Genomic DNA, 26,195 nt, shown 5'->3' on the forward strand with positions numbered 1-26,195 from the left:
CGATGAAGTCAAAATAGAAAAGTATTTTGCTTATTACCCCATGGAACCGCCAGTGTAATAAAAACACTGGCAATATAGATAAACGATAAACGATAAACGATAAACGATAATGCCAGATAGTTAATACAGAAGCCGCAATCACAAAAAACGATGAGCCAGGATTATAACTGACGCTGCTCCAGACTGGTATGTATCGTTTTAATTTCATCTTTTAAGCTGTCGCCACGGTATACCATCGACGTATCGTAACGTTGATACTTCTCTTCCCGTGCGGCGCTAAACCAGTTAAACGAACCGATGCATAGCACCCCTTCATCCCCAATCACAATTTTACTGTGGACACGATTAACCAGTCTCGTCTCGATACCCATCTCGCTCAGCTTTTCCACGGCATCATTAAGTTGCTGCAGTTTCTCTTTACGCTTTTCATAATTGGCATGTTCGATATTAAATTTCCTGTCCGTCACTACCGTGATATCAATCCCGCGCGATCGCGCCTGAATCATCGACGTCAAAAAGCCGGTTTGTTCCAGCTTTTGCCAGGTCAGCCAGGGGGAGACGATTGTAATACTTTTCCCGATAGAGCCAAAAGTCTGGTTCAGAAACGCATCGTGCTGCTCAACACCGTGCAAGGTAGAGATCTGTGTTTGAGCTGAACTAAGATCGTGGCGTTCTGTGTACTCAAACTGCAATGCATTGCTAGTGGACGCAAACAGGTATTTTGCCAGCAATCCTCTCGGCGAGGAGCCTGGTTGGATCTCGAATAGGTCCATATCCCCCAAGACCAGGAAACTATCTTTAGCACGTGAAACCGCAACGTTCAGCATGCTGCTATCTCTGTCGATAAACCCGCCATCTTCATGCTTCGAATAAACCGGAGAGAAAAGTACAATCGCCCTTTCCGCCCCCTGCAATGAATGAACAGTACCCACAGTTAACGAATGCTCATCGCCATTACACTTAATATCCAGCTTACGTAATGACGATTTAATCGCGCTGACCTGCGCCGAAAATGGGGTCACAACGCCGACTAATTCATGTAAAGGCTTATCGTAATGGCGCTCAATGTCATCTTTGTGAGCTGCAAGCCACGCTGCTATCGTCTCAGCTTCAAAAGCGTTATAACGACTTCCACCGTTGGCCTGCATACCTTTACCATCAATATGCAAATAGCCCATTGCCGGGAATATTGTCTCTTTTTCTTCCCCTCGTTTGGGCTGCAACTTACCGTGATAGCAGAGGGTGTTACAGTAGCCAATGATGTTATCGAAGCAACGACGGTGTTCATAAAGGTACATCCCTCTCGCCAGATCCGGATCGTAATGGTAGCGGGAATTAAACTGTGCAACCTTCATAACGCTGCCAGAGGCAGCACTTTTTCCAGAGTCACACACCAGGGCATAAGCTTCAGTAAGTTCTTCCTGCGTACCTCCCGGAAGAATGTTCTCCTCAACCATATTGCCGATATCAATACCGGGCAAGCTATTCCAGATAGGCGCGATCTGTTCTGTGTCACCAATCACCAGGGCTTTCTTCGCCAGTGCGAAAGAAGCTGCCGCAACCTCAGGCAACACCTGCCCCGCTTCATCGACAATCAGCAAATCGGCAAAGTTATATAAATAGCCATCATCAAACTTCTTGCCGCCAACATGCTCCCTGATGATCATATGGTGAGGAAGCATAAAGCAGGTCATCACGACACAAGGAGTTAGTTTCATTCTACGCAGCCAGCGGGCTTTAATGGCCTTCGCCCCTTTAAGACCTTTTTCTTTTTGAAGGTTATCGATAGCAGCCATATCCATCAGCCACCGGCCTTCCCAGTAATGCGTCGCCAGCAGAAACGCCGGGAAACGGAGCAGTGTATCGGCAAGCTCATCAGCTTCGTGCAGACTTAACTCTGTTTCGCCCGGATTTCCCAGTGAGTGAGTAATATCATGCCAGCGTATAGCTGTTTCGCTTTCACGTCGGGAAATGTCCTCAGCAAGATCAATTTGCTGTTGATACCCAGCCTGCTCTTTATGAGCTTGTTCAATCAATCCATCGATAAAGGCATCAATTCCATCAGGCTGAGATCCCTGGAATGCTGTCATTCTTTCGCCAAACGTAGCCTCCAAAAACAGCTTCATTTGATAGTGACGCTTAGTACGAACGGCGGGAAGCCAGGAGAAGAGAGCGAATATGATCGACTCACCGGCTCGATATTGTTCCCACTGTTTTTTGCCCTGCGTTAATAGCGAGATTTCATTTGTGCTATTGAGCAGTAACGTTCTCTTATCCTGAATATACTGTTCGAGATCGTCACTGATGGCATGCCGTTCCTGACGGATTGCGTTCAGGTCATCCCACGCAGGCTCAATTTGCTCAAGCTCTGCAGAGAGTTCAACCAAACGCTGATGCAGGAGATCCACAACCTGTTCAGGTGAATGACATTTCTCATTCGGAAAAGCTGCCCTTGCCTTTTCAAGGAAGAAGCACTGGGCACCTTCAACATATTCAAGGGATTCAACACGGTTAAAAAAGTCTTCCGTCTGGTATTTTTTTACCGCCTCGGCTCTTCGTCCCGAAGACGGGAAGTAAGCGCCAAAGCTTTTTACATCAGGTAACCAACGCCCGGCCATAGGCCCAGTGCCGGTAGCAAAATCTTTACCGAAGGCCTCGATAATATTGGTAACGGCCTGATTGTTGGTTGATGTCGCAATCACCACCGGCGGTTCGGTTTTGTTTAAAGCCGCTCTCGCCCACTCAGTAGCAATGATTGAGAGAACCAGAGTAGTTTTCCCGGTTCCCGGAGGACCGTTCACGGCAAGAATATCGCCCGGCTGTTGAGTGAGATAATGGCTAAGGGCATCGCGCTGCGCCACAGCCAGCGGAAATTTATCACCGGAATGCCCCAGACGCTCACTGAACATGGCATTACTGGCAAGGAGCGGCTCAACAGGAAACTTATCTTTCGAGGCAAATCGCGCCAGCAATGGCACCTCTTTTTTGCACGACAGCAGATGATCGTACATAGGCAGGATATGGATGCTGGCCCCTCCTGGCTGGTTAGCTTTAATAATGTAGCCATATCCAACTGGTTCATATTGCTCAGGTGATGCAAGCCATCTGCCAGCAACATTTTTTAAAAGTTCATCAGTATCTTTAAGGTACTTTTGCCACAACTGCTGATAACGAGCATATCGTTCCACTCGTTGTTCATCAGTCTCATCACGCAGCTCATCCTCATTACCGGGACCAAAAGTGAATGAATCATGCGTGGTTTTGTACTTGTCATATTCCGCCATCTCACCAATAGAAAAGGTACCTTTAGGGAGAGGTTCAAGCAGGTCTCGGGGAATGGTGGCAGGCGATAAGGGAAACAAAAATCCTTCCCGGTTCAAGAGTGTGGAAGTTACCAGAGGCGTAACTATACCTGGTGCGCCCGCCGTTCGCTCTTTACCATGCTTTAACAGACGGAGCCATACCTGGGGCCGTAATAACACCTCGACGGTTTTAACCTGCTCGTCTTCGCCCTCGAAGAACGACTGCACGATCTCTTCACCCAACCTTCCTTGATCAACGTTCATCCATTGTGTGAATGAATCTTCATCTTTGCGCTCAAATGCCCCTTTTCCAGACTCGGCATCAGCTAAGGTGTTACGCCAGTAAGAAGTGAATCCCTGAGTGTTCCTGTCCATTCCCCGTCCTGTAGCTTAATAAAAACCAATTGATTTCATTAATATAAACGCAGTTCATGGTTGAGTATTGTCCACGATGCGAGCACGATCGCAATAATTTGTTTGTATTGAAAAGATTAATTGATTATTAGCCTAAATTGGGGAGATTCATACCAGAAATTCATAAATACGCAGGGGAATGTGCCGACTTTCGGCATATTCAACCAAGCTGACAACGATTATTCCTGATTATGACCGAAGCATATTCGCGTTAGGGCTGCGCCCACTTTGCCAGACGTAATAATTCATCCTCTTCAGATTCTGCCATTTCATTTATCATGAATAAATCATAAGGAAATAAAAAAGCTAGCAATATGCAAATGCTACCAAGTTCTAATATAAATATGGTTTATGCAATCTAGCTTGCCCCGATCATTACCGTCTTCCCGGGATTATTTTTTTTAAAACGATGGTACTGCAATATCAGTTCTGCCAAATCATCATCTACCGCATAGAAGTAGGCTTCCGGCACATCAAGTACCACTGCCAGTTTACAGGCTAATGTAAAATCAGGGGCATGGACGCCCTTTTCGTATGAGCTAATCCGGGAACTCGCGGATTCCTCTTCCAGACCCGCCTTTACACCCAATGTCGCCTGAGTCATACCGGCGATCACTCTGGCTATTTTCAGTCGCTTTCCAATCACGTTTGCCATCCAGCTCTTCTCAGAAGAGAAGAATTATCTCCCTCTGGATTGCGCACCACTTCACGTATAACAATGTAAATTCATGCAATCCTTGAATTAGAGATTAAAAAAGAGCCATTATTAAAGCAATCCATGAATTTATATGGTTATCCAGAGAAAATCTCATGGACAGATAAGAGGAGAGAGCCCCTCCAGGCCGGAAGCCTCTGTCGAAAATAAACGGGTAAATGATTAACTCGCCAGGCATTCATCTGGACCCTTTCGCCTTCAAAGAGGGCAAATATAACCCCGTTAAAACAATGAGTTTCGTTTGTAACCTTAACCACCACAGGGAACTTTACTTATGAAAATCACCACCGCTGCCGCACTGCTCACTCGCCCTACGCAAGGAGGTCGCCATGTTTCTGGTTACCCTTGCTGAAAGCTTTATCGATATCTTCCAGCTCGCCGGGAAGGTCTTTCTTGACATGATGAGCGGGATAATCCCGATGCTGATCTGCCTGCTGCTCGCCATCAACTTTCTGATGAAGCTGGTAGGCCAGCAGCGCATAGAGCGGGTCGCGACGCTGCTTGGCCGCTCGCGCATTCTGACCTATGGCCTGCTGCCGATCCTCGGCTGGTTTTTTATGAGCAGCCCCGGCGCGTTGACGCTCGGCAAGCTGCTGCCCGAAAAGAGTAAACCCGGTTATGAAGACGCTCTGGGCACCACCGCCCATCCGCTAACCAGCCTGTTTCCCCACGTGGTGCCCTCGGAGCTGTTTGTCTGGCTCGGCGTCGCCGCAGGGATCCAGACACTGGGCTACCGGTAACCGAGCTGGCGCTACGCTATATCGCTGCCGCCATCGTAATCGGCCTGCTGCGCGGCATGATCACCGAATATCTGTTCCTGCGCTTACGCCATAAAGCAACGGGAGGTACAGCATGATCTATCAGGCCCATATCGAACGCATCGGCCCTCACGTAGCGGACGGGCTGGCGGATAACCTACTGATTACCTTCCGCGCCGACGGCCCGGCGGACTGCCTGGACTATGCCCTCGCTCTGAGACCGGTTTTCCGGCACGAGCATGCCCGTCTCCTGGCGGGAGATCGGTTAGTTATCGACGGCGAAAACTACACTATCAGCGCCGTTGGCAGCCATGCCCTACAGGCTCTGCTGGAACTCGGGCACCTGACCTTCATCTTTGATGGCGCCAGCACGCCACGCCATTCGGGAGCCGTGCATCTGGCAGGGAATGCGCCAGCGCTCGTTGCATTACAAGGGGATATGACCGTTAAGGAGGGGACGCGATGAACATTGTCAATGTTGCTCCCGGCAGCGAGGGGTACGGTTCCGGGCTGGCGCTGCCAATCGGCAGCGGCCTGAAGGTGGTCTCGCTGACCGGACGCGAAATCCATCCCGTCGCCCGCAGGCTGGGTGAGCTTACGCAATCGGAAGTGATCAACGGCTTTCAGGCCGTCCCGCCAGATGAGGAGACGCTGTGCGTGGTGATCAACTGCGGCGGTTCGCTACGCTGCGGGCTGTATCCCAAAAAAGGGATCAAAACGATTAACGTGATGCCCACCGGCCAGGCCGGACCGCTGGCGCAGTTTATCAACGCCGGCAACTACGTTTCGGACGTGCGGGAGGCGCAGATTACGCGTATTACCCGGGAGACATTAGCGAGCGAGCCGCAGACGGCGATTGTCGAACCTTCCCCGCCTGCCGCGAGGCCCCAGTCCGTCCCCACGCCCGGCAACATGCTGATTCTGGCGGTGGAAAAGCTCGGCAATAAGACCGGCCACGTGATTGCCCTGCTGTTTGCCGCCAGCCGCGAGGCGGTGGACGTGTCGTTGCGCACGGTGATCCCCTTTATGGCCTTTGTGTCGGTGCTGATCGCTATCGTGCAGGCCACATCGTTGGGCAACGTAATCGCCCACGCCCTGACGCCAATGGCGAACTCGCTGTGGGGATTGTTGCTGCTGTCGGCGATCTGCGGCATCCCCTTTCTGTCGCCCATTCTCGGGCCCGGCGCGGCGATTACCCAGGTAGTGGGGGTGATGATTGGCACCCAGATTGGGCTGGGACATATCTCGCCGGCCTTCGCCCTGCCCGCTCTGTTCGCCATTAACGTGCAGGTGGGTTGTGATTTCGTCCCCGTCGGCCTCTCGATGCAGGAGGCCAAACCGGAGACCATTGCCAGCGGCGTACCGGCCTTCTTGCTTTCCCGCCAGCTAACCGGCCCGCTGGCCGTGATGATTGGCTGGGTATTTTCCCTGGGACTGTTTTAATACATCTGAAAGGAACGTCATCATGATGAACAACTTAAAAGTGGCCGTTGTCGGCGCGGGAATTTACGGCAAACATCATATCAACGCCTATCTGCATAACCCGGACGTGGAGCTGGTCGCGGTGTGTGACAACAACGTGGAGCGGTGCCATGCCGCAGCGAATGAGCTGGGCATTCCGGGCTATGCCAGCCTGCCCGCGCTGCTGGATAAACAGCAGGTGGATATCATTTCCGTGGCGACTTCCGATCCTTTCCATAAAGAACCTGCTCTGCAGGCCATTGCCCAGGGTAAGCATGTGCTGATTGAGAAACCGCTGGCGACCTCGGTCGCCGACTGCGAGGCGATTATTGCCGCCGCCGTGGCGCACGGAGTGACCGTCGGCGTCGACTTTCACAAGCGCTGGGACCCGGCAGCGCTCCGCGTGGGCATGGAGGTACAGAAGGCAGAAAGCGGCAAGATCCTGCGCGGCTATATCAATATGGATGACGTGATCGCCGTTCCGACCGAATGGCTGGCCTGGTCGGCACAGAGTTCGCCGGTGTGGTTCCTCGGCTCGCACTGCTTCGACCTGGTGCGCTATATCAGCGGGCAGGAGGTGAAATCGGTTTACGCGGTCGGGCAGAAACGGCTGCTGGCGAGCAAAGGGCTGGACACGTGGGACAGCGTGCAAAGCACCCTCCTGATGGAGGACGGCAGTTCGTGGGTGATTGAAAACAGCTGGGTCCTGCCCGCCGCTTTCCCGAAAGATAACGACGGGCGCATGGCGGTGCTGTGCGAGAACGCCTGGATCCGCTCCGATTCACAAAACCGCGGGCTGGAGATCTTCGGCCAACAGTCGGTTAAAACCCCGAACAGCTACTTTATTACCTACCGCGACGGCGTCGCCAGCGGGTTTGGTATTGACCCGATTAATGACTTTATTAAAGCGGTGAAAACCCATACTCCGTATGCCGCCAGCGCAGACGACGGGCTACAGGCCAGCCGGATTTGCGAGACGGCGCATAAAAGCCTGCAGAGCGGCCAGGTGGAGCTACTGGTTTAAAGGGGCCGGGAACAGGGATGTCTCCTCTCCCTTTGTCACTTTATACATCCGGTGACTGGCATTAGCCGATAACCGGATGGACTGCCCCGCGGATGGCTATCCCCGCCACGCCTTCGGCGCGAATCATTCACACGTCGAACACATCAATTTCTTCATGCTACCGCATCGTTTAAAAGCAGCGCGCCGCAGAACCGGACATTCCCGGAAGACGCCGGGCATCCTCCCGGGCATCGATGAAGCGAAGGGGCTTATTCGCAGGATAGCGTCATGGGCTGATATTTTTACCCTGTGGTTGATAATAATATCTCGCGTTAAATAGTTTAATTTTCAATAAGAAAGTAAATCCATTCATTTATTCTATTCATTCGCTACACACATAAAGATTAAATATCCTTATCAGCTTCTTAAAATAAGCCAGAAGGCGCCGATTAAGTTTTATTATCAGTTGGACTTTATTTTTATTACTGGGTAAATTTACAGGTGTTATTTAGCGCGATGCGAACGTGTTGAAGCACGTCCGCACCGCTTATCACAATCACTATTTACAGAGAATAGCAATTATGACTGAGACCGATTGTATTGCAGATTCATTCGATGCAGAAGCGCCGATGAAAAATAAGCGCCAGCTTACCGTGAGCTATGCGAGCCGTTTTCCGGATTATACCCGTATTCCGGCTATCGTTATGAAGGGCCAGTGGCTGGAGGCGGCCGGGTTCGCGACGGGAGCAAAGGTAGAGGTTCGGGTCATGGCGGGCTGCATCGTGCTGACGGCGATTGAGCCGGAACCGGAGCTGGAAGAAGCGATGCGCAATGTAGAGAAGCTGTCGGCAAGGAAGCAGAAACAGGTCCGGGAGTTTATTGGGGTGATTGCGGGGAAACGGGACATAAAGAATTAATGCTTCTGCGCTGGTGAGTATTTGTGGAGACAGGAGCACTACTTTCTGTCTCCCAAAAGACCCTGTACATCATTCTGTGTAAACGCCTTTCCTCAGTAACGTTGACTAAGCCCTCACATTCCAGTCATCGGTATACTGCACGTTACCATCGACATAGCGCCATGTGATTCTATCGTACATAAGGGCGATAGATTCCATATGATTGATCTGCGCGTTACCAGCCATTTTAGCGTTTGGCATACCCGGATTCACGCCTGTAATCTTCACGCCTTCAAGGGTCATAATGAAGTAGCACTCTTCCTGCCCTGCATCATTAATACGATACCAGCGAATCTCCGCGCTTTTCAGCGTCTGACCCGTCGATACGGCTCTATATAGATACGGGCTGGAGCTATCAAACTCCTTTTCAATCATCATCGGAGAGTGCGATCGCTTGCCAGTGATCTTGCCATTGGCACCGTCCACCGGAATGTTCAAACCGTGACTAAAGCCAATAATCTCGATACTCCCTTCACGATCCTTAACATCTACAGCTCCCTTAATATCTGCGCCACCATCATCTTTAAGCCACATATAAGCCGGAATAGGCATTTTACAAACTCCTTTTGATTGTGATTTTATTCATAACAACCCCATAACAAGCCACCGTTAGCAACAAATTGAAAGTCATGATTGCCGTAATAATGAGAGCTGAATATGTTTCTCTATCAGGAAAAAAAACCTGGTAAGGCAGAAATCGGAGCAGTAGCCAGAACAACAACGTGAACGCAAATAACTTAGCTAAACGCCGCAGCGTGGATAAAATCCAATTCTCAGGGAGATTGGCTGGACTAACCTTATGCGTCACGCCGCTGTAAGCGGTAATAATCGCACTCATGACAGGAACACTGATCAGGGTATTAATCAGGATACTGAAGTAAATATGTAACGATTCCCACACCTCTAAATCAGGTTCACCCAGTATGAAACGAGTAAAATTACTGGCGCTTTGGAAATCGAAAAGAGCAATGATTGAACTGACTAAACCGTCGTAAGAAATCACCTCAGAGACAATCAGCATAACAACAGAAAACAGCGCTATCTTAATGAACAAGCTAAGGACATGTTTTGCCATTGGCAATCACCTCAATTGTGCCGTAGGCCTTGAGTTTTCTCATACAAGGAACATCTACCTGCTGTGTTCTCAGCAATGCGTTGCGTAACATGGCAAAATCTGAATCATGTGGAAGGGTGATACAACCTTCTGATAGTGTGCCACTACAGTCTGCACCGCCATCATCTTTAACCACATGTACGGAGGGATTAGCATTTCATTTGCTCCTTATTTTTCTGATCAACTTCATCGTTATGAAATAAATAACAGTAGTGGTAATAACGGCCGTTAGAACGTCAAGGTAAAAATAAGTGTCATACATGGTTTCGGCGTTAATATCGCCGTAAACAAGGTCACTTATCTTTGATGCTATTGCATGATTAATGTAAATCTCTGGATTGCCTAATATTCTCCCTACAGCCATACAGATCAGCAGAAATAGAGCCGTTTTTAGCAATCTTACGCCCCATCTACGGGCAAGTGTTGGTGTTGCCATTAGCCACTACCTCAACCCAACCACGAGCCATAAGAGAGCGCATACACGGGACCTGAATAAGCGATGTGTTCATCAATGCATTGCGAATTTGTGCGAAGTCGGAGTTATGGCCAATAGTTATGCAGCCCTCTGATAATGTTCCAGGATGAAGCCGGAATAATCCACGGTAAACATCGTTAATCCAGGTTCCGTCATCAATGCCCCAATCATCCTTATACAGAGCAAACCATTCATCACGTCCAAACTCTGCGCCGTGCTTAACCTTGTTCCATGTATCCTGTCCTTTGGCTTTCAATCCTGAAAAAAAACCGCCAGCACCACGATCAACTATCCAATATTTGCCAGGAGGCAACGGGCCATCCCCTTTTACAGCGCCACACGCTCCCTTGTTTCGATAAACACCATTACCGGAAAAAGCCATGAACACGCCTACGCCGTACAGATTGAAAGGTGCATAGTCTGCCCCGTTCAAAATCAACGTTCCTTGTAGAGCCATAAACCACCTAATACCCTTTTATAATATATGGATTAGGGTATAAGCTGTTTAGCAAACAGTCTATTTTAACTTTATGATTTTATTTGAAATAATCTTATTTTGTTGATAGTAAGCTTCTGGCGATAGGATATGGGTTATGGCAAATAGTGAAATTTATCAGGATATGCATGTACTCTTCAGGAACCTGGCTGAGATGCAGATAAAGTTTAAGCCAGGCAGATACTTGCAGCGCCGTTAACACTCACAGCGGCCTTTGTGCGGGAAATAATGAGGTAACATTGAGCATGCAAGAAAATTAAAATATTTCAGTGAGCTGGTTTTAAAAAAAACAAAGTGCGCTGTCATGGCATCGCACCCGGTACGGCAGGCATGATGGCTGTACTCGATAAGACAGACAGTAATTCCGGCGGCCTCTGCACTCATTTGCGCGTTATTGCCGTTCATGCTGTTAAAGAATTGCCATTGCGCATCACTGTCAGTATCCGGCACCATAAAAGCCCCGCCGTTGCTGAGAGTGTAAAAATTCCAGATACCCCCGCTGTAATCCGCACAGAAACGGTCCATCCAGGCGAAGATGCGCGGTTCCAGTAATATCCACTGTGGAATCGTGCCAAAATGCTGCGGCCAGAAGCCGGGGCGCTGTTCATCGGCGACAGGCGTGGCGAAAATAGTGTCTGACGATAAGGTGGCGATTCAGTATTTCCAGAACCTGTTACGTATCCTGCTGAATTCAGCAGGCGTTAATCAGCTAACATCAACCCCTCTAGGAAGATTAGAGAAAATCCATTATGAACTGTTATCTATCTCACAAAGTCGGCGGTGATATAATAACATCACCTAGTCCATTACGATAGGGCTTCCAATATTTGATATCTTCAGTCACCCTTATAAACAAAAATCAAATTGTTAAATTAATTTATCAAGGTATTTCTTACCTTCAGCAGTATTCAATAAAATTTTTACAAGCTCGGAATATATAGATTTATGGCAAGTCAAATGCATGAAACTTGAGGAACTCAGATTATTTAATACATATGTATTTACAATAGCAACGCGCAGCCTCTTGCAATTATCCCAATTCGAAAACCACCCCAGATCAGGAAGTTTATCTACAAAACTATTGTAGCTCTCAGGGTTAGAACTTTCTAAATAACCATGAATCTCATCAAAGAAACTTTCGAATATTATCTCATTATCTCCAGAAGGATGTTTAAGACTTAACTCGAACAGATACAGTATTAGTTCAATGCGTTCCTTACCATCTAAATTATCAACAGCAAATTTTAAGCTTGTGGCCCAATCCTTTATATCAACAGCGAAAAGCAAATTAGATGATTTTAGTACAGTGAAATATTTATATAATGCAATTGTTGATTTTGACTTTGCTACTACACCATGCTCAATAATATATTTTGGATTCTCATCAACGATCTCAACCCATGCTTCAGATATAACACAAGATTTATCAACACAATATTTTTCAAAAGAAGAAAAAACGAAGCGAACAGTTGTTGCTTTAAATCTGCTATACATTTTCGACACTAACTCACAATCACCAATATTTAGCATTTTCAACATTAAAGATTTTGCTAACGCTACATCATCAAGTGGAATAAAATCAATGTAGTTAATTTTTTCATTAGTTGTTGCGTTTATAAACTCATCATTATCCATTAATGATGGTTTATTTAATAGCAAATACCACTTCAACTTTGGAGTTGATTTCGTTAAAGAGAAAAAATTATTGCTTTTAATATTAAGCAACATTACATTCAATAATTTAACACATAAGTCACTTTCATTACCAACAGACATCTCTCCGATTTCAAGTATTTCACCGACTCTATTATCAAAATCTAAATTGATAGAATAAATAATATCATCAGTTAACAAAGGCAATGATTCTTGAATATCATTTCGGATATAAAAAACAATCAAATCAAATGTATTAACCAATGAAAAATATGAGAACTTCCCATTAAAAATAATATCATACTTTAGCGTTTTAGCCTCATTCAATGAAGGAAAATAATATATTACCTTCCTTAGCAGATTAAAAAGAACCTCTCCTTTCAGCTCACTCTCTAAGGTGTATGAATATATCTCAGAAATATATTTAAAACTTTTACGCCCAGATAGAATATCCGTCCCATAGCGCCATAAATATCGTCTAAATATTGTCCCCTCTGAAGACATAGCATCACTTATTGCATTTTCTTTCCAAGTGGTTAATGTTTCTGACACAGAAGATATCTTTTCATATCGGGCATTAGCCGAGCTTCTCACAATTGAAATATCAAACCGATTATTCTTATCTATGGTTTTTTCATATGAGTTTGATGCAGTTCTAAATGAGAAAGAACGCCTTAATCTAGGCCATTGCTGTGACCATATACAAAAAATAGACTCATCTAAATTCTCAACAGAAGATTCTATTCTAATCTTACCGCTAAGATTATATGCTGCATTGATAATTTCATTAATGCTTTCAACACTAATATTTTTTTTATTATTAATATCCTCAGTAACTTTATCATTTATGATTATTGAACGATTATAAATATCAAATCCGCTGTCAAGATTAGGTCTTGATATATACTGAGCAAGAATAGATAGATCACGTAATCTAGCCATCTCTGGGAATGGAATTAACAATACATGCGACCAAACGCATCCAGGCCTTGGCATTTCATACGCCATCCATGTGTACATCAAGGCGTAGACCTTGGCTCCGGGAAGTGGTATCCCAGTCCAGTATCCCCCACTTGATGGCAACATCAAACCAGGAGCTAAATCGCTTAGTAATAAAAGAGTTGTAGACACATCTGGAGGCAGACTCATTGATGTGGCCAGCAAACGATGTCCATTCTCATAACCATATATACATTGATGGATTTCTATCTCTTTCATTATATTACCTATCATTTTATTCTTTAGACATTAACCAAGCAATTGGACTTGTAAGATCATGCGGTTCAGTATCTTCGCCAATACAAGTAATACGCTTACTGGGGACTTTAAGTGCCAATTCGTTCCTTGAATCACTCGTTACATCTCCCCCTTGTGCTGAAATGCCAAATATTCTAAAATTAAAATAATCTCGGTTATTCATTAAAAATTGAAAAAGTAAAGGATACTCTCTTTCTAACCATTTTAAAGGAGATAGTGATTGTGCCTCGACCACATCCCACGCAGATATAATAATGGATAATTTCCTATTTACAATTTTGAATGGCTTATTTTGTAAAAACTGTAATAACTCGACTAAACTTACTTGACTTGGAACCATTTTATGGTCCCACTCAGTGTGTTCATCTGTCACTTCTGTTATATTTTGGCTTTGATTAACAGGTGCAACATCACGAATTGACAATCCATCAGTAATTTTATCGGCTGTAACAAATAATAAGATCCCTCCATCTCCATTAAGGCCTTCAACATAATCCTTCTTACATTTCCTAGATGCTATCTGTAGCTCAAATGATTCTCCAGAAAATTCTGGGAAATTTAAAAGAGCATTTTTCCCGGTATGAGACTCTTTGACATCAATTGAAACTTTCGTCTCTGCGGCCAACGAAGTACGAGGTACTTCTTCACATTTTTGCCAAAGATCAGCAATTTTATCTAAATATACACGATTTCCCACTAAACGATTTAAGATAAATTTACTATTCACTTCATTGGATGTTAATAAATGCCATAAAGCTGCAAGATAAGTTGTTTTACCTGAACCAGGCATGCCAATTATTGTATGCTGCATCGTAATCATAAAATCAATCCATTATTGTTCGTAGAAGTAAACGATCAAATTCAGATACAAATTTTTGATATTTAATTTCTTTTCTAACAGTTATTGGTTTCGCAGAACACCAACCTTTAACTAAGTTATCTAGACCACTGGCTAATGGGTACTGTGCTGAAGGATCTCTCGCTGAAACCTCGCTAAAAGATAATTCACCTAATCTTGGCCCCATATCATTTATTAGACTAGCTTTAAACTCTTGGATTAATTCATCAAGAATTTCTTTTTGCGGTATCTCACTTAATAAATCAAGCTTTGTGGTTACAACTTGAACTTTGGATGTAGATGATAAAGCCTCAGCATCAAGAAAGGCCCATAGTGTTCTTCGAACAGCCTGCATAGCGCTATGTCGCTGAAATGGATCAGCTAGTTTTGCACCATCGAGTAATAATACAATGTAATCGGATTTTTTGATCTCAATTAACTCTTTTATACTATCTGAATTGCTTCTGGCTTGCTGATACTGTTCACCCGCTCTATCTGATAACATTAAGTCAACAAATTCATGTTCTAAATTTTCTGCTTCTTCCTTTACAAGAGAAAGATGAAAGTACCTCAAACCATCAAAAAAGGATGTGCGTAACGTATCCGGCATAACCCTCCCAGAATCAATGCGCGAATGATGTGCTCTTTTCTCAAAACCAATCAAAGTCCTACTACCTTTAAATGAATAATCAGAAAATTTCCCTTTCAAAAAACATTCATATAAAGAACAAATCAATGTAGTTTTACCACTATCGAGCTCACCTATGATTGCTACAAATTTAGCTGGCTTAGATAATAAAAAATGGTCTACATCAGCAATTGTTAAAGTTTCTCCCGATGATAGAGATACGAAATCATTATCTAACAATACATCATCGACAACTTCCTCTTCATTTTCATCTCCTTCATATCCATCTAAATCGACTAAATGAGAATCATCTATGCCGATAAATGAGCACGATTCAGGAGGAGAATGCCCCTCAAGGCAAATTCCTGTCGTCGAAAAACTACAGTCGCTTCTGGCACACAGTGAATTAGCATCCATTATGAACACACCTCAGCTTAATTTAGAGATAAGCAGTGCTTCTTGATACATTTGTACTGCAAGATTTAAAGGTGATAATTGAATTTGTGCATCTGTACATGTTAGTTTATTAAATGCTTGATACCATCCTTCACCCTGTCCTATCTCTTGCGATTTACTTATTGCTGTAGTAATGATACAAATATCGGAAACCTTAGAGTAATTATCTAAAATTTCTAATGACTGATGTAAATCTGAAGGGAGTAAATTTACGACATGAGCAATAGAAAGAGGTTTTTTGGAAAGTTTTGCTCGAGAATTTATAATCCTCTGTAGTAGAGCTGGAGCTGCAACTGGGCCACTATCACTATTTGTTAATACCGCCAAATCTAATCCCGCCATAATAGCGGCAACTCCGACATCTAAGTCTGCAAATGGTTTATCAAGTATTCGGCTATGATTACCAATAAGCCACCATAACATGCTGACCTCTTCCCTCAATTCAGAGGTTTGATTAATTAATGGCTTTAGGACGCTAAAGATCTGATTAACACTCTTCTGAAGAGCCTCGCTTGCTTCATTTGATGATGATTTTACAATATTAGCCAAAGCCGCCACATCTATTGTTTCCGCTAGCTTATCAAGCTCGATAGCAGCTTTATTTTTTGCTGGAGTTTTTATCTTAGTTATATCTGCATGAGGGGAGTTTCTTGAGTTAAATGAATGATCTACTAATGCTTGCTGCGCTTCCTGAATAAAATCTAATTGTAACAATGGCTCTCTATGACCGCATGCTGAGGCAACAACCGGAATCAAAGCGGCATTTATGTTACCATCAGCAAGTGCAGCTGAAAGTAAACACACTGATAATACAGATGCCTCACGTTTATTATCAATTAGACTAAAACTAGAATCTGTTTCGAGAAAGGAATCTCTAAACCAATTATTATCTGCAGAACAATCCATTCCAAAATAACGTCTTGTCAAATCTAATATTTTATCATCATCTAGATCTGGAAGAATTCTCTCAATAGCTTCTTGGCGGAGCCTAATAATCTCTGGGCCGGGAGCAATATTTGCTGCTCTGTATTGATCGGCAAAACTATAACTACGCATTTATATATTCTCCATCATTGAGGGCAAAAATCACGATATATCACGAATTTCCTTTTCCAACTCTTCGATCATACCTCGATCTCTAGCTCTTATGAAGACTCGACGGAACCGCTCAAAATCAGGTTGATCTCTATCTTCCTCTTCTAGGAGGCCAAGTTTTCCAGCTATAGCAGATTTTTGGCTCAATGTAAGTTTAAAGAATTTTATGCTTACATTTCGTAAATTATCCATAGGATCACTCGCTGAATCCAAAATGTTAGGTAGTGACATGGACTCATTGCTTGGTGTAATCACTGATTGGGCAGCAGGATCCCAGCTTTCTAAAGGGATCTTTTTCCGGTAAACATCGTCACTTCTACGCATTTTGGGTCTAAACTGGCCTGGAGTAGACTGCCATATTCGAATATGTGCAGCTATATCCAACTCTCTTTCCCCACTGGCTGAGTTTCCTATACTAACCTCTATAAGATTATATCCAGGCTCCCAACCCGGCTCAACGCGATCTGGGTGGGCTGCACTAGCAGCAATGCGAACAGTATCATCTTGAAGTTCAATTCGGCTAGAATGCTCATGGCCAAAAAGTTGAATTCGCGCCACATCATTCAGATGGCTTTTTAACTCCTCTCCATGTCCTAGCCAAGTAAAAGGATGATGGCAGAGAACAATATGTTCCACCCCTCTTTCTCTTGCTATTTGAAAACACGCAGGATCCACATATAAGTCACCTTTTTTATCTGCATGACTAGATACCAAAGCGGAGTTTAGCCCATTAAGTCTTAGAATCGAGCCATCGTTCAGCCTTAAATCTCGGGTAGCAATAGTCCTAAGAGGCGCTTTAACGTCACAAAAAAACTGAACTGCAAATGAGTTAAATTCATCCAAGGATGAGTAGAGAGGATGACTAGTTTCCTCATCCATAAGCATACTTCGCATCAGCCCATCACGAACAAGTGGGTTAGATTGTTTAATCTCTTTGTGTAGCATTTGCACTATCGGTCTTGAAGCGGTTTTGCGAACGACATCATGATTCCCAGGGATAACAAAGACACTCTCAATGTCCGTACCACACTCTTTAGCCAGTGTTTCAAGCCATGCCAAGGCAAATTTGTACTCTTCGGGATGTCCTGCGAACGCAATATCTCCTGATATCAATATAGCGGAAGGTGACGTTTCCAATTTTCTGCACATATCCCTTGCATCTATAACCAATTCGTTACGTAGATGTCGGTTGGGATCCATTGGCGTACTTATCTCATCGAGTCGAAAATGGATATCAGATAAGTGTAGGAGTAACATAGATGTCCTCTTAATATTCTTATAAATCAAGCCATTGATACTAAACACAACGTGTTCATGAACCAATTTAAGCCTATGGTTATGTTTTCTAAGTTAATAAAATAACAATATTGTAGCCTAACGTATTGCTTTGACTAAAAAATGCTTGAGCGATGTCAAAATCTGCAAAATGGAGGTGAAGTGTATCAGAAGTATCACGGTGACCTGCTCCCCGTTGATTAATACACCGCGATATTAGTAATGTCTTCATAAGCCACATGAGGACATCCCCATGAAGAAGCGTTTTTCCGACGAACAGAGCATCAGTATCCTCCGCGAGGCTGATGCCGGGGTTTCTGCCCGTGAGCTCTGCCGTAAGCACGCCATTTCCGACGCCACCTTTTACATCTATGGACTACCTCCGTTTTGCAAGTACTGAATCTGGTTTTGGGTTGTTGCTTACATCTATCCGGCATCAGGAAAATCTGTGCCCAAATGGGTAATCCGCACACAATCGCCTCAACAACTGGACGGCCTCTGAGGCCAGTATAAAAATCAGGTTCCGATTGTGCAGGTGCAACCTGTCACCATTTCTCAGTACGCTGCAACTTTTTCTGGCAGGGGATTAATTTCACACTACCTGATACTCGGTCTCATTTCTCAGCATCGACCAGATTATTCTCGCGTTTTTGTTAGCGACCGCCACGGTCGTTTTATTAAATCCGCGCCGTTCCTTTAACTGGTTAACCCACTGATTCATATGGCCATCATTGTTATTCGTGGCAACCCTGACGACAGCGCGGGCACCATGAATAAAGAGTGTCCGCAGATGCTTGTCGCCTTTTTCGTCATATTCATCAGCACCTGCCTGTCGCCACTCGAATGCTGGCGTGGAACCAGACCCAGCCATGCAGCAAAGTGGCGGCCATTCTTAAATTCAGTTCCTTTGCCAATAGCAGCAACAACGGCCGTGGCCGTTTTAGGGCCAATGCCTTTAACTTTGGCGATACGCTGACAGGCTTCTGATTGCCTGAATACTGTTTCAATTTCCATATCAAAAAAATGGATCCGACGCTCGAGATCGTTAAAGAGATCATAGAGTTCGGCAATTGTTCTGCGCATACGGGAACTTAGACCGTTTTCTGCATCTTCAAGGATAAGAGGAATAGCCGGCGAGCTCTGGAAACAGCACTGCCAATGGGGATCCCCCGGTCAAGTAACAGCCCTCTTATTTGACAGACTGTAGCAGTGCGGTGATTGACAATACGCTGCCTTGCCCGGTGTAAAGCCTGGATATCCTGCTGTTCGGGGCTTTTTGGCGGCACGAACTGCATTGTCGGTTGCATCAGAGCCACTGCGATGGCCTGTGCATCATTACCATCATTTTTTTGCCCGCGGACAAAGGGTTTTACATACTGAGGACTGATGACCTTTACTTTGTGCCCCAGTTTCTCAAACTCACGCTGCCAGTAAAATGCCCCGGTGGACGCTTCGATCCCAATCAGACATGCAGGAATATTTGCCAGCGTCTGGAGCAATTCTTTTCGGCCAGTGCGTTTCGTATAAACCGGTTTGCCGGCTTGGTTTAACCCGCAGAGCTGAAAAACATTTTTAGCCAGATCAATACCCAGAAATACGATATTCATGGCGATTCTCCTGGTGAGCACATTTCGTACAGTTAACCGCAGAGGGAGGAGGTAGTCCATCCCATTACCTGGCGTAAGAAGTATGGCGGTATGGAGGTACCCGAGGTTAAGCGCCTGAAGTCGCTTGAGGAAGAGAACGCCAGGCTCAAGAAGCTGCTTGCTGAAGCCATGCTGGATAAGGAGGCGCTTCAGGTGGCTCTGAGGCGAAAGTACTGACGACAGGCCAGAAGCGGGAAGCCGTGGTGTTGATGTGTGATGCGACCGGTCTGTCGCAACGTCGTACCTGCAGGCTTACAGGTTTGTCCCTGTCGACCTGCCGTTATGATGCTCAGCGTCCGGCTGCTGATGCACATTTATCAGGGCGTATTACTGAGCTGGCGCTTGAACGCAGACGTTTTGGTTATCGGCGCATCTGGCAGTTGCTGCGTAGGGAGGGCCTTCACGTCAATCACAAGCGGGTATACCGTATTTACCACCTTAATGGACTGAGCGTAAAACGCAGACGACGCCGTAAAGGGCTGGCGACCGAACGGTTTCCGCTTCTGCGCCCGGATGCGCCGAACCTTACATGGTCGATGGATTTCGTTATGGACGCTCTAACCAACGGTCGCAGGATCAAGTGCCTGACCTGTGTGGATGATTTCACGAAGGAGTGTCTGACGATTACCGCTGCTTTCGGTATTTCAGGCGTTCAGGTCACGTGTATTCTGGACAACATCGCGCTGTTTTGGGGCTATCCTACGACAATAAGAACCGATCAGGGCCCGGAATTTACCTGCCGCGCACTCGATCAATGGGCCTTTGAGCATGGTGTGGAACTACGGCTTATCCAGCCAGGTAGGCCAACGCAGAACGGATTTATTGAGAGTTTTAACGGACGCTTTCGCGATGAGTGTCTGAATGAACACTGGTTCAGCGATATTCTTCATGCCCGGAAAACGATTAATGACTGGCGGCAGGATTATAACGAGTGCCGTCCCCATTCATCGCTGGATTACCAGACACCAGCTGAATTCGCAACGGACTGGCGAAACAGGAAATATGAACAAAAACCAACCGACATTACTAACTGAAGGTTGTATCTAATCCTGGGGGCAGGTCACAGAATCCGTGAACGATGGCAATCACTCCAGCGCTTGTTACTCGCATGCCATTCACGGGCAATCGTTTCAAAGGTGTAAGCCCCCGCATTTTCAGCCTGAGCTTCTTTCTGTTCAGCTTTGGGGTCAATGCCCTGCCCTAAAATCTTTTTAGCTTAGTCACGCTTAGCACGTGCCTCAGCAAGCGTCAGACGCCAAAGGCAAGCCGGTCCTCTTTTTTGTCGGCTGGCCGTCGGTACTTCATACACCAGTACTTCGATCCTTTGGTAGTGACCTCAAGGTACAAACCGCCACCATCAGCCATTTTATAGGTTTTTTCTTTAGGCTTTGCAGTTTCGACCTGGCGGGCATTCAGCTTCATCTTGGGGGCACATTTCTTATCGAAGTGGGGATGCCTCCAGCGGGGTCTTTATTGCAACGGATGTGCTCGGACGATACCGGATGAGAAAATCATCCTACACAATGATTTTAAGTATTTTTTTGGACTTCCCCGGACGGGGATGGACAGGATACTGGTGCCGAAGGCCGGACTCGAACCGGCACGTATTTCTACGGTTGATTTTGAATCAACTGCGTCTACCGATTTCGCCACTCCGGCACAGAAGGGATACGGAAACGTTGTGGATTATACCTGTCGTTGGCTGCCATGCAAGCAACAGCGTATGCCAGCTACGCTAAGTGTCGAAAAAAACAGCGTAACCCGCCTTTTGCCGCGCTAACCCGCGCGCTCCCCTGCTCTCTCAGGCACTTATCTCCGAACCTGCTCGCAAAAAACTGCAAACGCTTCAGGGCGGTTTACATTTTCAGCCATTTGTTATCAGATCCTGTTATTGGTTCGCGTAATAACGCCGATACTTTCCCAATAACAGGGTGCCCGCTATGCGTTTCTATCAGATCGAACCCACGCTGGAGAACTACTGGCGCGGCATTATTCTGTTTGGCAAGAACGTCGCCTCTTACAAGTTCGCGCTGGCCCATGCCCTGTACGACGTCCGCCGCGACGGCAGCGACCTGATCCTGCTCGAAGACCTGGCGCTGCCCTTCAGCCAGCATCTGTGCCGCCATCTGCAGCAGGCGCCGAAGCAGATCACCTCCGCCAGAAGCCAGTTCCTTAATACCTGCGACAGCTTTAACCGCCGGGAGATAAACCAGGATCGGCTCACCGCCGCCACGGTGAAGCTCGGCTTTAGCGTGGTGCTGGATAAGTTTCATAACGTCAATCAGGGCGAAATCGATACGCGATTTTTTATCGACGAGCGCAAAACGCATAAGGGCATCCGCCTGACCGACAGCTTTTACCAGCTGACGGAGCGCCAGCAGTACCCGAACCTGATCCATGAAACCGAGGCCCGCTGGCGGCTGGTCGAGCAGGCGTGGGCGATGAACGTCTCCCGCATCCTGATCGCCATCGAGTACGATGCGGCCGAACAGCAGCTATTCAGCGCCAGCAATGCCCGTCGGGTAGCTATCTCCAGCTGTCGCGACAGCCTCAATGGCTACCAAAAAGGACGATGCTTCTACTGCTACGCACCGGTTAGCCTCGATAGCGGCGACGAGAACCTGGCCGACGTCGACCACTTTATCCCGTGGAGTGCCCGTCAGGAGGTGGGCAACATCAACGGCGTCTGGAATCTGGTCCTCGCCTGCCGGAGCTGCAACCGCGGCGAACGGGGCAAGTTTATGCGGGTGCCGTCGCAAAAATTACTCTACCGGTTGCGCGACAGGAACGAATATTTTATTACCAGCCACCTGCCGCTGCGCGAAACGCTCATCCGCCAGACCGGGAGCACCCCGGCGCGCCGGCATGATTTTTTAAACAACGCCTGGAATACCGCGCGTATTACCCTGCTTCATGAATGGGAGCCCCAGGCCGCCGGGCCGGATATCTTCTGATGACCATCAACTACTACCAACACAACGCCGACAGCTTTTTTACCGCCACCGTCGCTGTCGATATGTCCTCCCTGTACGCCCCCTTCGTTGAGGCGCTAACGCCGCCGAAGCTGATCCTCGATGCCGGCTGCGGTTCCGGGCGCGATGCGAAAGCTTTCGCCGAGATGGGCTATCGGGTCGAGGCCTTTGACGCCTCCTCGGAAATGGTGGCGCGGGCGGCGCGCTACAGCGGGCTGCCGGTCCGCCAGCGCAGTTTTGCCGACATCAGCGAAACCGCGCGCTACGATGGGATCTGGTGCTGCGCATCGCTGCTGCACGTGCCTGGCGATGAGCTTCCCGGCGTGATGCAGCGGCTGGCGACGGCGCTTAAACCCGGCGGCGTCTGGTACGTCTCGTTTAAATACGGGACCGGCGAGCGCGAAAAAGAGGGGCGACGCTTTATCGACCTCGATGAGGCGGGCCTCACGGCGCTGGTCGCCGCGCTGGCGGATATCGACATCACGCGGATGTGGCAAACCCTGGATAAGCGCCCGGACCGCAGCGAAACCTGGCTGAATGCGCTGCTGCTGAAGGCCTGAGCCTCTGCTCCCTTCCCCTTGCCGCCGGGGGGAACCCTGGCCGCTCTTCGTTTCTCGCCCCACCCACGCCCCTCCCCCCACACCTCCTTCTGCCAAGCGGCGCCACCCCCAATGCTCTACACTTCCTTCTTATCTACGCCAAACCCAAGGAAACCGTCATGAGCATAATTAAAAGCTACGCCGCCAAAGAAGCGGGCGCCGATCTGTCACTGTGGGAATACGACGCCGGCGAACTCCGGCCGGAAGATGTCGAGGTCAAGGTGGAGTACTGCGGCATCTGCCACTCGGACCTGTCGATGATCGACAACGAATGGGGCATGTCGAGCTACCCGCTGGTTGCCGGTCATGAAATCATTGGCCGCGTCGCGGCGCTGGGCAGCGCGGCGCGGGAGAAGGGGCTGAAGGTCGGTCAGAAGGTCGGCATCGGCTGGACGGCCCGCAGCTGCGGGCACTGCGACGCCTGTATCAGCGGCAACCAGATCAACTGCCTGGAAGGCTCGGTGCCGACCATCATCAACCGCGGCGGCTTTGCCGATAAGCTGCGCGCCGACTGGCAGTGGGTGATCCCCCTGCCGGAAAGCATCGATATCGAATCCGCCGGCCCGATGCTCTGCGGCGGCATCACCGTCTTTAAACCGCTGCTGATGCATCACGTCACCGCCACCAGCCGCGTCGGCGTCATCGGCATCGGCGGCCTCGGCCACATCGCCATCAAACTGCTGCGCGCGATGGGCGCGGAGGTCACCGCCTTCAGCTCCAACCCGGCAAAAGAGCCGGAAGTGCTGGCGATGGGCGCCGATCGCGTAGTCAACAGCCGCGATCCTGAAGCCTTAAAAGCGCTGGCCGGTCAGTTCGACCTGATCATCAACACCGTGGCGGTGGATCTCGAATGGCAGCCGTACTTCGAAGCGCTCTCCTGGGGCGGCAACTTCCACACCGTCGGCGCGGTGATGAAGCCGTTCCCGGTTCCCGCCTTCACCCTGATCGGCGGCGACCGCAGCATCTCCGGTTCGGCGACCGGCAACCCGTCCGAGCTGCGCAAGCTGATGAAGTTCGCCGGACGCAGCAAAGTGGCGCCAACCACCGAGCTGTTCCCGATGTCGCAAATCAACGAAGCGCTCAAGCACGTGCGCGAAGGCAAGGCCCGCTATCGGGTAGTGCTGAAAGCCGACTTCTGACGATCTCCGCCGCGCTCAGGCCGCCTATACGCTGCCTGAGCGCCGGTGTGTAACCTCTCCGCCGGGCGGCCCGTCTGCCCGGCAGCTGCGTCTCCGGTCATTAAATAGTCATCTTCCCGCCATACTTTTGCAGTCAAAGCTTCTCACAATCCGTGCTTCGACAATGCCCGATTGAGACGTCGCCGTTATGAGAAAAAGCTGGCTCCCCTGGCTGATACTGTCACCTTCGCTGCTGTTTTTACTGCTCTTTACCTGGTTCCCGCTGGGGCGATCGGTCTACGACAGCCTGTTCGATACCCGGATGGTCAGCGACGGCGCGCAGTTCGTCGGCCTCGATAACTTCACCCGCCTGTTCGCCGATAGCGTCTTCTGGCAGTCGCTGGTCAACAACCTGCTCTATATCCTGCTGACGGTGGTGCCGGGCGTGACGCTGGCCCTGCTACTGGCGGTGGCGCTGAGCGAAAACCACCGCGTCAACCGCTGGCTGCGCACCGCCTTCTTCTTCCCGATGATTATCCCGATGGTCAGCGCCGCCGCGCTGTGGCTGTTTATCTTTATGCCCGGCCTCGGCCTGCTCGACCACTATCTGACGAAGATCGTCGGCCCGATGAACAACAACTGGCTGGGGCGCAGCAACACCGCCCTGCTGGCGCTGGCGCTGATCGGGGTGTGGAAGTTTGCCGGCTACTACATGCTGTTTTTCCTCGCCGGCCTGCAGAGCATCCCGGCCTCGGCCCGCGAAGCGGCGATTATGGAAGGCGCCACCCGCAGCCAGGTGTTCTTTAAGGTCACCCTGCCGCTGCTGCGCCCGACTCTCAGCTTCGTCATCACCACGGCGCTGATCTACTCCATCACCCAGATTGACCACGTGGCGGTGATGACCCGCGGCGGGCCGGACAACGCCACCACCGTGCTGCTCTACTACATCCAGAACCTGGCGTGGGATACCCACGACCTCGGCAAAGCCTCCGCCGCCACCTTCCTGACGCTGGCCGGGCTGTTCGCCTTCTCGCTGCTTAACCTCAGACTACTGGAGAAAGGAGCCCACCATGAGCGCTGAAATCTCGCCGCTGGCCGTGCGCTCACCGGCCGCATCGCGCCCGCTGTGGCTGCGCCTGCGTCGTTCGCAGCCCTTCACTCTTAGCGTGCTGATGTGCTGCCTGGCGCTTCTGTGGGTGAGCCCGTTTATCTGGATGCTGGCAACCTCGTTCAGCGCCACCACCTTCGGCGAGGATATGGCCTCGCTGCTGCCCAGGCTGCCGCTGACCCTCGATAACTTCCGCGATGCCTGGGCCAGCGCCGACTGGCTGAGCCTCTATGCCAACACCCTTATCTTCACCTTCGGCACCTTCTTCGTGCAGCTGCTGACCATCACCACCGCCGGCTACGTCTTCGCCTGCCACGAGTTCCGCGGCAAGCAGACCCTGTTCCTGCTGTTCCTGGTGCAGCTGATGATCATGCCGGTGGTGATGATGGTGCCAAACATGCTGACCCTTAAAACCTTCGGCCTGCTCAACACCCTCACCGGGGTGATGATGCCCTACTTCACCTCGGCGTTCGGCGTGTTCCTGATGCGCCAGGCGTTCCTCGCCATCCCCAAAGAGCTGGAGGAGGCCGCGCTGATGGAGGGCTGCCGCTGGTGGCAGGTGCTGTTCCGCGTGCTGCTGCCGATGTCCTGGCCGTCGGTGCTGGCCTTCGCCACCGTCAGCATTACCTACCACTGGAACGAATACCTGTGGCCGCTGATGATGCTCAACGATCCCGATAAGCAGGTGCTGACCGTGGGGCTGGTCTCCTTCGCCATGGGCGCCGAATCCGGCGGCCAGTGGGGCACCATCGGCGCCGGGACGCTGATGGTCTGCCTGCCGCTGATGCTGGCGTTCATCCTTTTCCAGAAACAGTTCCTGCGAAGCTTCGGCTTCTCCGGGATCAAATAAGGAGTT

Annotated in this window: 20 protein-coding genes, 1 tRNA gene and 6 pseudogenes; 12 read left to right on the plus strand and 15 right to left on the minus strand. The window is 48.6% G+C overall.

Translation table 11 applies throughout. The features are described 5' to 3' along the window. Positions 1–161: 161 nt before the first annotated feature. Positions 162–3,677, minus strand: coding sequence for an AAA domain-containing protein (locus HCK03_RS23410; protein ID WP_167692257.1), 3,516 nt, complete (start codon positions 3,675–3,677; stop codon positions 162–164). 397 nt (positions 3,678–4,074) lie between these two features. Further along, a complete protein-coding gene (locus HCK03_RS23415; RefSeq protein WP_041143843.1) occupies positions 4,075–4,371 on the minus strand; it encodes a helix-turn-helix transcriptional regulator in 297 nt (98 codons plus the stop codon). A gap of 389 nt (positions 4,372–4,760) precedes the next feature. Between HCK03_RS23415 and srlA the strand changes: the two are divergent. The 5 genes and pseudogenes from srlA (at position 4,761) to symE (ending at position 8,570) form a co-directional block, all read left to right on the plus strand. After that, positions 4,761–5,287, plus strand: a pseudogene (gene srlA, locus HCK03_RS23420) (PTS glucitol/sorbitol transporter subunit IIC). Beyond that, complete coding sequence (locus HCK03_RS23425; RefSeq protein WP_115193679.1) at positions 5,284–5,655, plus strand: PTS glucitol/sorbitol transporter subunit IIA; 372 nt, start codon at positions 5,284–5,286, stop codon at positions 5,653–5,655. The pseudogene srlA and the gene HCK03_RS23425 overlap by 4 nt, the downstream one beginning before the upstream one ends. Next, complete coding sequence (srlE, locus tag HCK03_RS23430; protein ID WP_167692258.1) at positions 5,652–6,632, plus strand: PTS glucitol/sorbitol transporter subunit IIB; 981 nt, start codon at positions 5,652–5,654, stop codon at positions 6,630–6,632. The genes HCK03_RS23425 and srlE overlap by 4 nt, the downstream gene beginning before the upstream one ends. Positions 6,633–6,657: 25 nt before the next feature. Beyond that, complete coding sequence (locus tag HCK03_RS23435) at positions 6,658–7,674, plus strand: Gfo/Idh/MocA family protein (protein WP_167692466.1); 1,017 nt, start codon at positions 6,658–6,660, stop codon at positions 7,672–7,674. 560 nt (positions 7,675–8,234) lie between these two features. Further along, a complete protein-coding gene (gene symE, locus HCK03_RS23440) occupies positions 8,235–8,570 on the plus strand; it encodes an endoribonuclease SymE (protein WP_115193682.1) in 336 nt (111 codons plus the stop codon). Positions 8,571–8,675: 105 nt separating this feature from the next. Here symE and HCK03_RS23445 read toward each other — a convergent pair whose 3' ends face one another. The 10 genes and pseudogenes from HCK03_RS23445 to HCK03_RS23485 form a co-directional block, all read right to left on the minus strand. Next, positions 8,676–9,161 (minus strand): Hcp family type VI secretion system effector, encoded by a 486-nt coding sequence (locus HCK03_RS23445; protein WP_041143831.1) that lies wholly within the window; start codon positions 9,159–9,161, stop codon positions 8,676–8,678. Position 9,162: 1 nt separating this feature from the next. Then, positions 9,163–9,684, minus strand: coding sequence for a hypothetical protein (locus HCK03_RS23450; RefSeq protein WP_167692260.1), 522 nt, complete (start codon positions 9,682–9,684; stop codon positions 9,163–9,165). After that, positions 9,665–9,826, minus strand: a pseudogene (locus tag HCK03_RS26465) (DUF2778 domain-containing protein); the annotation flags it as partial. The pseudogene HCK03_RS26465 and the gene HCK03_RS23450, both read right to left, overlap by 20 nt. A gap of 307 nt (positions 9,827–10,133) precedes the next feature. Then, on the minus strand, positions 10,134–10,655 hold the full coding sequence (locus HCK03_RS23455; RefSeq protein ID WP_167692261.1) for a DUF2778 domain-containing protein: 522 nt from the start codon (positions 10,653–10,655) through the stop codon (positions 10,134–10,136). A 234-nt stretch (positions 10,656–10,889) separates the two neighbouring features. Next, complete coding sequence (locus tag HCK03_RS23460) at positions 10,890–11,348, minus strand: antirestriction protein (protein WP_266096262.1); 459 nt, start codon at positions 11,346–11,348, stop codon at positions 10,890–10,892. A gap of 213 nt (positions 11,349–11,561) precedes the next feature. Next, entirely contained in the window at positions 11,562–13,565 is a 2,004-nt protein-coding gene (locus HCK03_RS23465) for a GAP1-N1 domain-containing protein (protein ID WP_167692262.1), read from the minus strand. 16 nt (positions 13,566–13,581) lie between these two features. After that, a complete protein-coding gene (locus HCK03_RS23470; RefSeq protein WP_167692264.1) occupies positions 13,582–14,424 on the minus strand; it encodes a TRAFAC clade GTPase domain-containing protein in 843 nt (280 codons plus the stop codon). A gap of 4 nt (positions 14,425–14,428) precedes the next feature. Then, positions 14,429–15,487, minus strand: coding sequence for a TRAFAC clade GTPase domain-containing protein (locus HCK03_RS23475; RefSeq protein WP_167692265.1), 1,059 nt, complete (start codon positions 15,485–15,487; stop codon positions 14,429–14,431). A gap of 12 nt (positions 15,488–15,499) precedes the next feature. After that, positions 15,500–16,582 carry a GTPase-associated system all-helical protein GASH gene (locus HCK03_RS23480; protein ID WP_167692266.1) on the minus strand — a complete coding sequence of 361 codons (1,083 nt, stop codon included), beginning with the start codon at positions 16,580–16,582 and terminating at the stop codon, positions 15,500–15,502. 30 nt (positions 16,583–16,612) lie between these two features. Beyond that, positions 16,613–17,926: a metallophosphoesterase gene (locus HCK03_RS23485; protein WP_206110929.1), complete on the minus strand. Its 1,314-nt coding sequence runs from the start codon at positions 17,924–17,926 to the stop codon at positions 16,613–16,615. A 223-nt stretch (positions 17,927–18,149) separates the two neighbouring features. On the opposite strand from HCK03_RS23485, the pseudogene HCK03_RS23490 reads away from it, so the two are divergent. Continuing rightward, positions 18,150–18,269: pseudogene (locus HCK03_RS23490) on the plus strand (transposase); the annotation flags it as partial. Positions 18,270–18,488: 219 nt separating this feature from the next. Here the strand turns inward: HCK03_RS23490 and HCK03_RS23495 are convergent. Beyond that, positions 18,489–19,503, minus strand: a pseudogene (locus HCK03_RS23495) (IS110 family RNA-guided transposase). A 66-nt stretch (positions 19,504–19,569) separates the two neighbouring features. On the opposite strand from HCK03_RS23495, the pseudogene HCK03_RS23500 reads away from it, so the two are divergent. Next, a pseudogene (locus HCK03_RS23500) lies at positions 19,570–20,576 on the plus strand (IS3 family transposase); the annotation flags it as partial. A 29-nt stretch (positions 20,577–20,605) separates the two neighbouring features. On the opposite strand, the pseudogene HCK03_RS23505 reads toward HCK03_RS23500, so the two are convergent. Further along, a pseudogene (locus HCK03_RS23505) lies at positions 20,606–20,964 on the minus strand (Arm DNA-binding domain-containing protein); the annotation flags it as partial. A 152-nt stretch (positions 20,965–21,116) separates the two neighbouring features. Then, positions 21,117–21,201: transfer RNA gene (locus HCK03_RS23510), tRNA-Leu, on the minus strand. 281 nt (positions 21,202–21,482) lie between these two features. Here HCK03_RS23510 and HCK03_RS23515 point away from each other — a divergent pair. The 5 genes from HCK03_RS23515 to HCK03_RS23535 all read left to right on the plus strand — a co-directional run bounded on the left by HCK03_RS23515 (position 21,483) and on the right by HCK03_RS23535 (position 26,189). Further along, positions 21,483–22,496, plus strand: a complete 1,014-nt coding sequence (locus HCK03_RS23515; protein ID WP_167692267.1) for an HNH endonuclease — start codon at positions 21,483–21,485, stop codon at positions 22,494–22,496. After that, on the plus strand, positions 22,496–23,074 hold the full coding sequence (locus tag HCK03_RS23520; protein WP_167692268.1) for a class I SAM-dependent methyltransferase: 579 nt from the start codon (positions 22,496–22,498) through the stop codon (positions 23,072–23,074). Before HCK03_RS23515 ends, HCK03_RS23520 begins: the two co-directional genes overlap by 1 nt. Before the next feature lie 158 nt (positions 23,075–23,232). Then, positions 23,233–24,252: an NADPH-dependent aldehyde reductase Ahr gene (gene ahr, locus HCK03_RS23525; protein ID WP_167692269.1), complete on the plus strand. Its 1,020-nt coding sequence runs from the start codon at positions 23,233–23,235 to the stop codon at positions 24,250–24,252. A 187-nt stretch (positions 24,253–24,439) separates the two neighbouring features. Continuing rightward, entirely contained in the window at positions 24,440–25,312 is an 873-nt protein-coding gene (locus HCK03_RS23530) for a carbohydrate ABC transporter permease (RefSeq protein ID WP_167692270.1), read from the plus strand. Beyond that, positions 25,302–26,189: a carbohydrate ABC transporter permease gene (locus tag HCK03_RS23535; protein ID WP_041143815.1), complete on the plus strand. Its 888-nt coding sequence runs from the start codon at positions 25,302–25,304 to the stop codon at positions 26,187–26,189. Before HCK03_RS23530 ends, HCK03_RS23535 begins: the two co-directional genes overlap by 11 nt. The last annotated feature ends 6 nt before the right edge of the window (positions 26,190–26,195 follow it).

Origin of the sequence: Klebsiella terrigena (genome assembly GCF_012029655.1) — a bacterium.
Taxonomy (GTDB): domain Bacteria; phylum Pseudomonadota; class Gammaproteobacteria; order Enterobacterales; family Enterobacteriaceae; genus Klebsiella; species Klebsiella terrigena.

What these genes read in the sequence shown, in the direction of transcription:
- HCK03_RS23410 (WP_167692257.1), bottom strand. Translation starts at nt 3,677, where the DNA reads ATGGACAGGAACACTCAGGGATTCACTTCTTACTGGCGTAACACCTTA.
- HCK03_RS23415 (WP_041143843.1), bottom strand. Translation starts at nt 4,371, where the DNA reads ATGGCAAACGTGATTGGAAAGCGACTGAAAATAGCCAGAGTGATCGCC.
- HCK03_RS23425 (WP_115193679.1), top strand. Translation starts at nt 5,284, where the DNA reads ATGATCTATCAGGCCCATATCGAACGCATCGGCCCTCACGTAGCGGAC.
- srlE (WP_167692258.1), top strand. Translation starts at nt 5,652, where the DNA reads ATGAACATTGTCAATGTTGCTCCCGGCAGCGAGGGGTACGGTTCCGGG.
- HCK03_RS23435 (WP_167692466.1), top strand. Translation starts at nt 6,658, where the DNA reads ATGAACAACTTAAAAGTGGCCGTTGTCGGCGCGGGAATTTACGGCAAA.
- symE (WP_115193682.1), top strand. Translation starts at nt 8,235, where the DNA reads ATGACTGAGACCGATTGTATTGCAGATTCATTCGATGCAGAAGCGCCG.
- HCK03_RS23445 (WP_041143831.1), bottom strand. Translation starts at nt 9,161, where the DNA reads ATGCCTATTCCGGCTTATATGTGGCTTAAAGATGATGGTGGCGCAGAT.
- HCK03_RS23450 (WP_167692260.1), bottom strand. Translation starts at nt 9,684, where the DNA reads ATGGCAAAACATGTCCTTAGCTTGTTCATTAAGATAGCGCTGTTTTCT.
- HCK03_RS23455 (WP_167692261.1), bottom strand. Translation starts at nt 10,655, where the DNA reads ATGGCTCTACAAGGAACGTTGATTTTGAACGGGGCAGACTATGCACCT.
- HCK03_RS23465 (WP_167692262.1), bottom strand. Translation starts at nt 13,565, where the DNA reads ATGAAAGAGATAGAAATCCATCAATGTATATATGGTTATGAGAATGGA.
- HCK03_RS23470 (WP_167692264.1), bottom strand. Translation starts at nt 14,424, where the DNA reads ATGATTACGATGCAGCATACAATAATTGGCATGCCTGGTTCAGGTAAA.
- HCK03_RS23475 (WP_167692265.1), bottom strand. Translation starts at nt 15,487, where the DNA reads ATGGATGCTAATTCACTGTGTGCCAGAAGCGACTGTAGTTTTTCGACG.
- HCK03_RS23480 (WP_167692266.1), bottom strand. Translation starts at nt 16,582, where the DNA reads ATGCGTAGTTATAGTTTTGCCGATCAATACAGAGCAGCAAATATTGCT.
- HCK03_RS23515 (WP_167692267.1), top strand. Translation starts at nt 21,483, where the DNA reads ATGCGTTTCTATCAGATCGAACCCACGCTGGAGAACTACTGGCGCGGC.
- HCK03_RS23520 (WP_167692268.1), top strand. Translation starts at nt 22,496, where the DNA reads ATGACCATCAACTACTACCAACACAACGCCGACAGCTTTTTTACCGCC.
- ahr (WP_167692269.1), top strand. Translation starts at nt 23,233, where the DNA reads ATGAGCATAATTAAAAGCTACGCCGCCAAAGAAGCGGGCGCCGATCTG.
- HCK03_RS23530 (WP_167692270.1), top strand. Translation starts at nt 24,440, where the DNA reads ATGAGAAAAAGCTGGCTCCCCTGGCTGATACTGTCACCTTCGCTGCTG.
- HCK03_RS23535 (WP_041143815.1), top strand. Translation starts at nt 25,302, where the DNA reads ATGAGCGCTGAAATCTCGCCGCTGGCCGTGCGCTCACCGGCCGCATCG.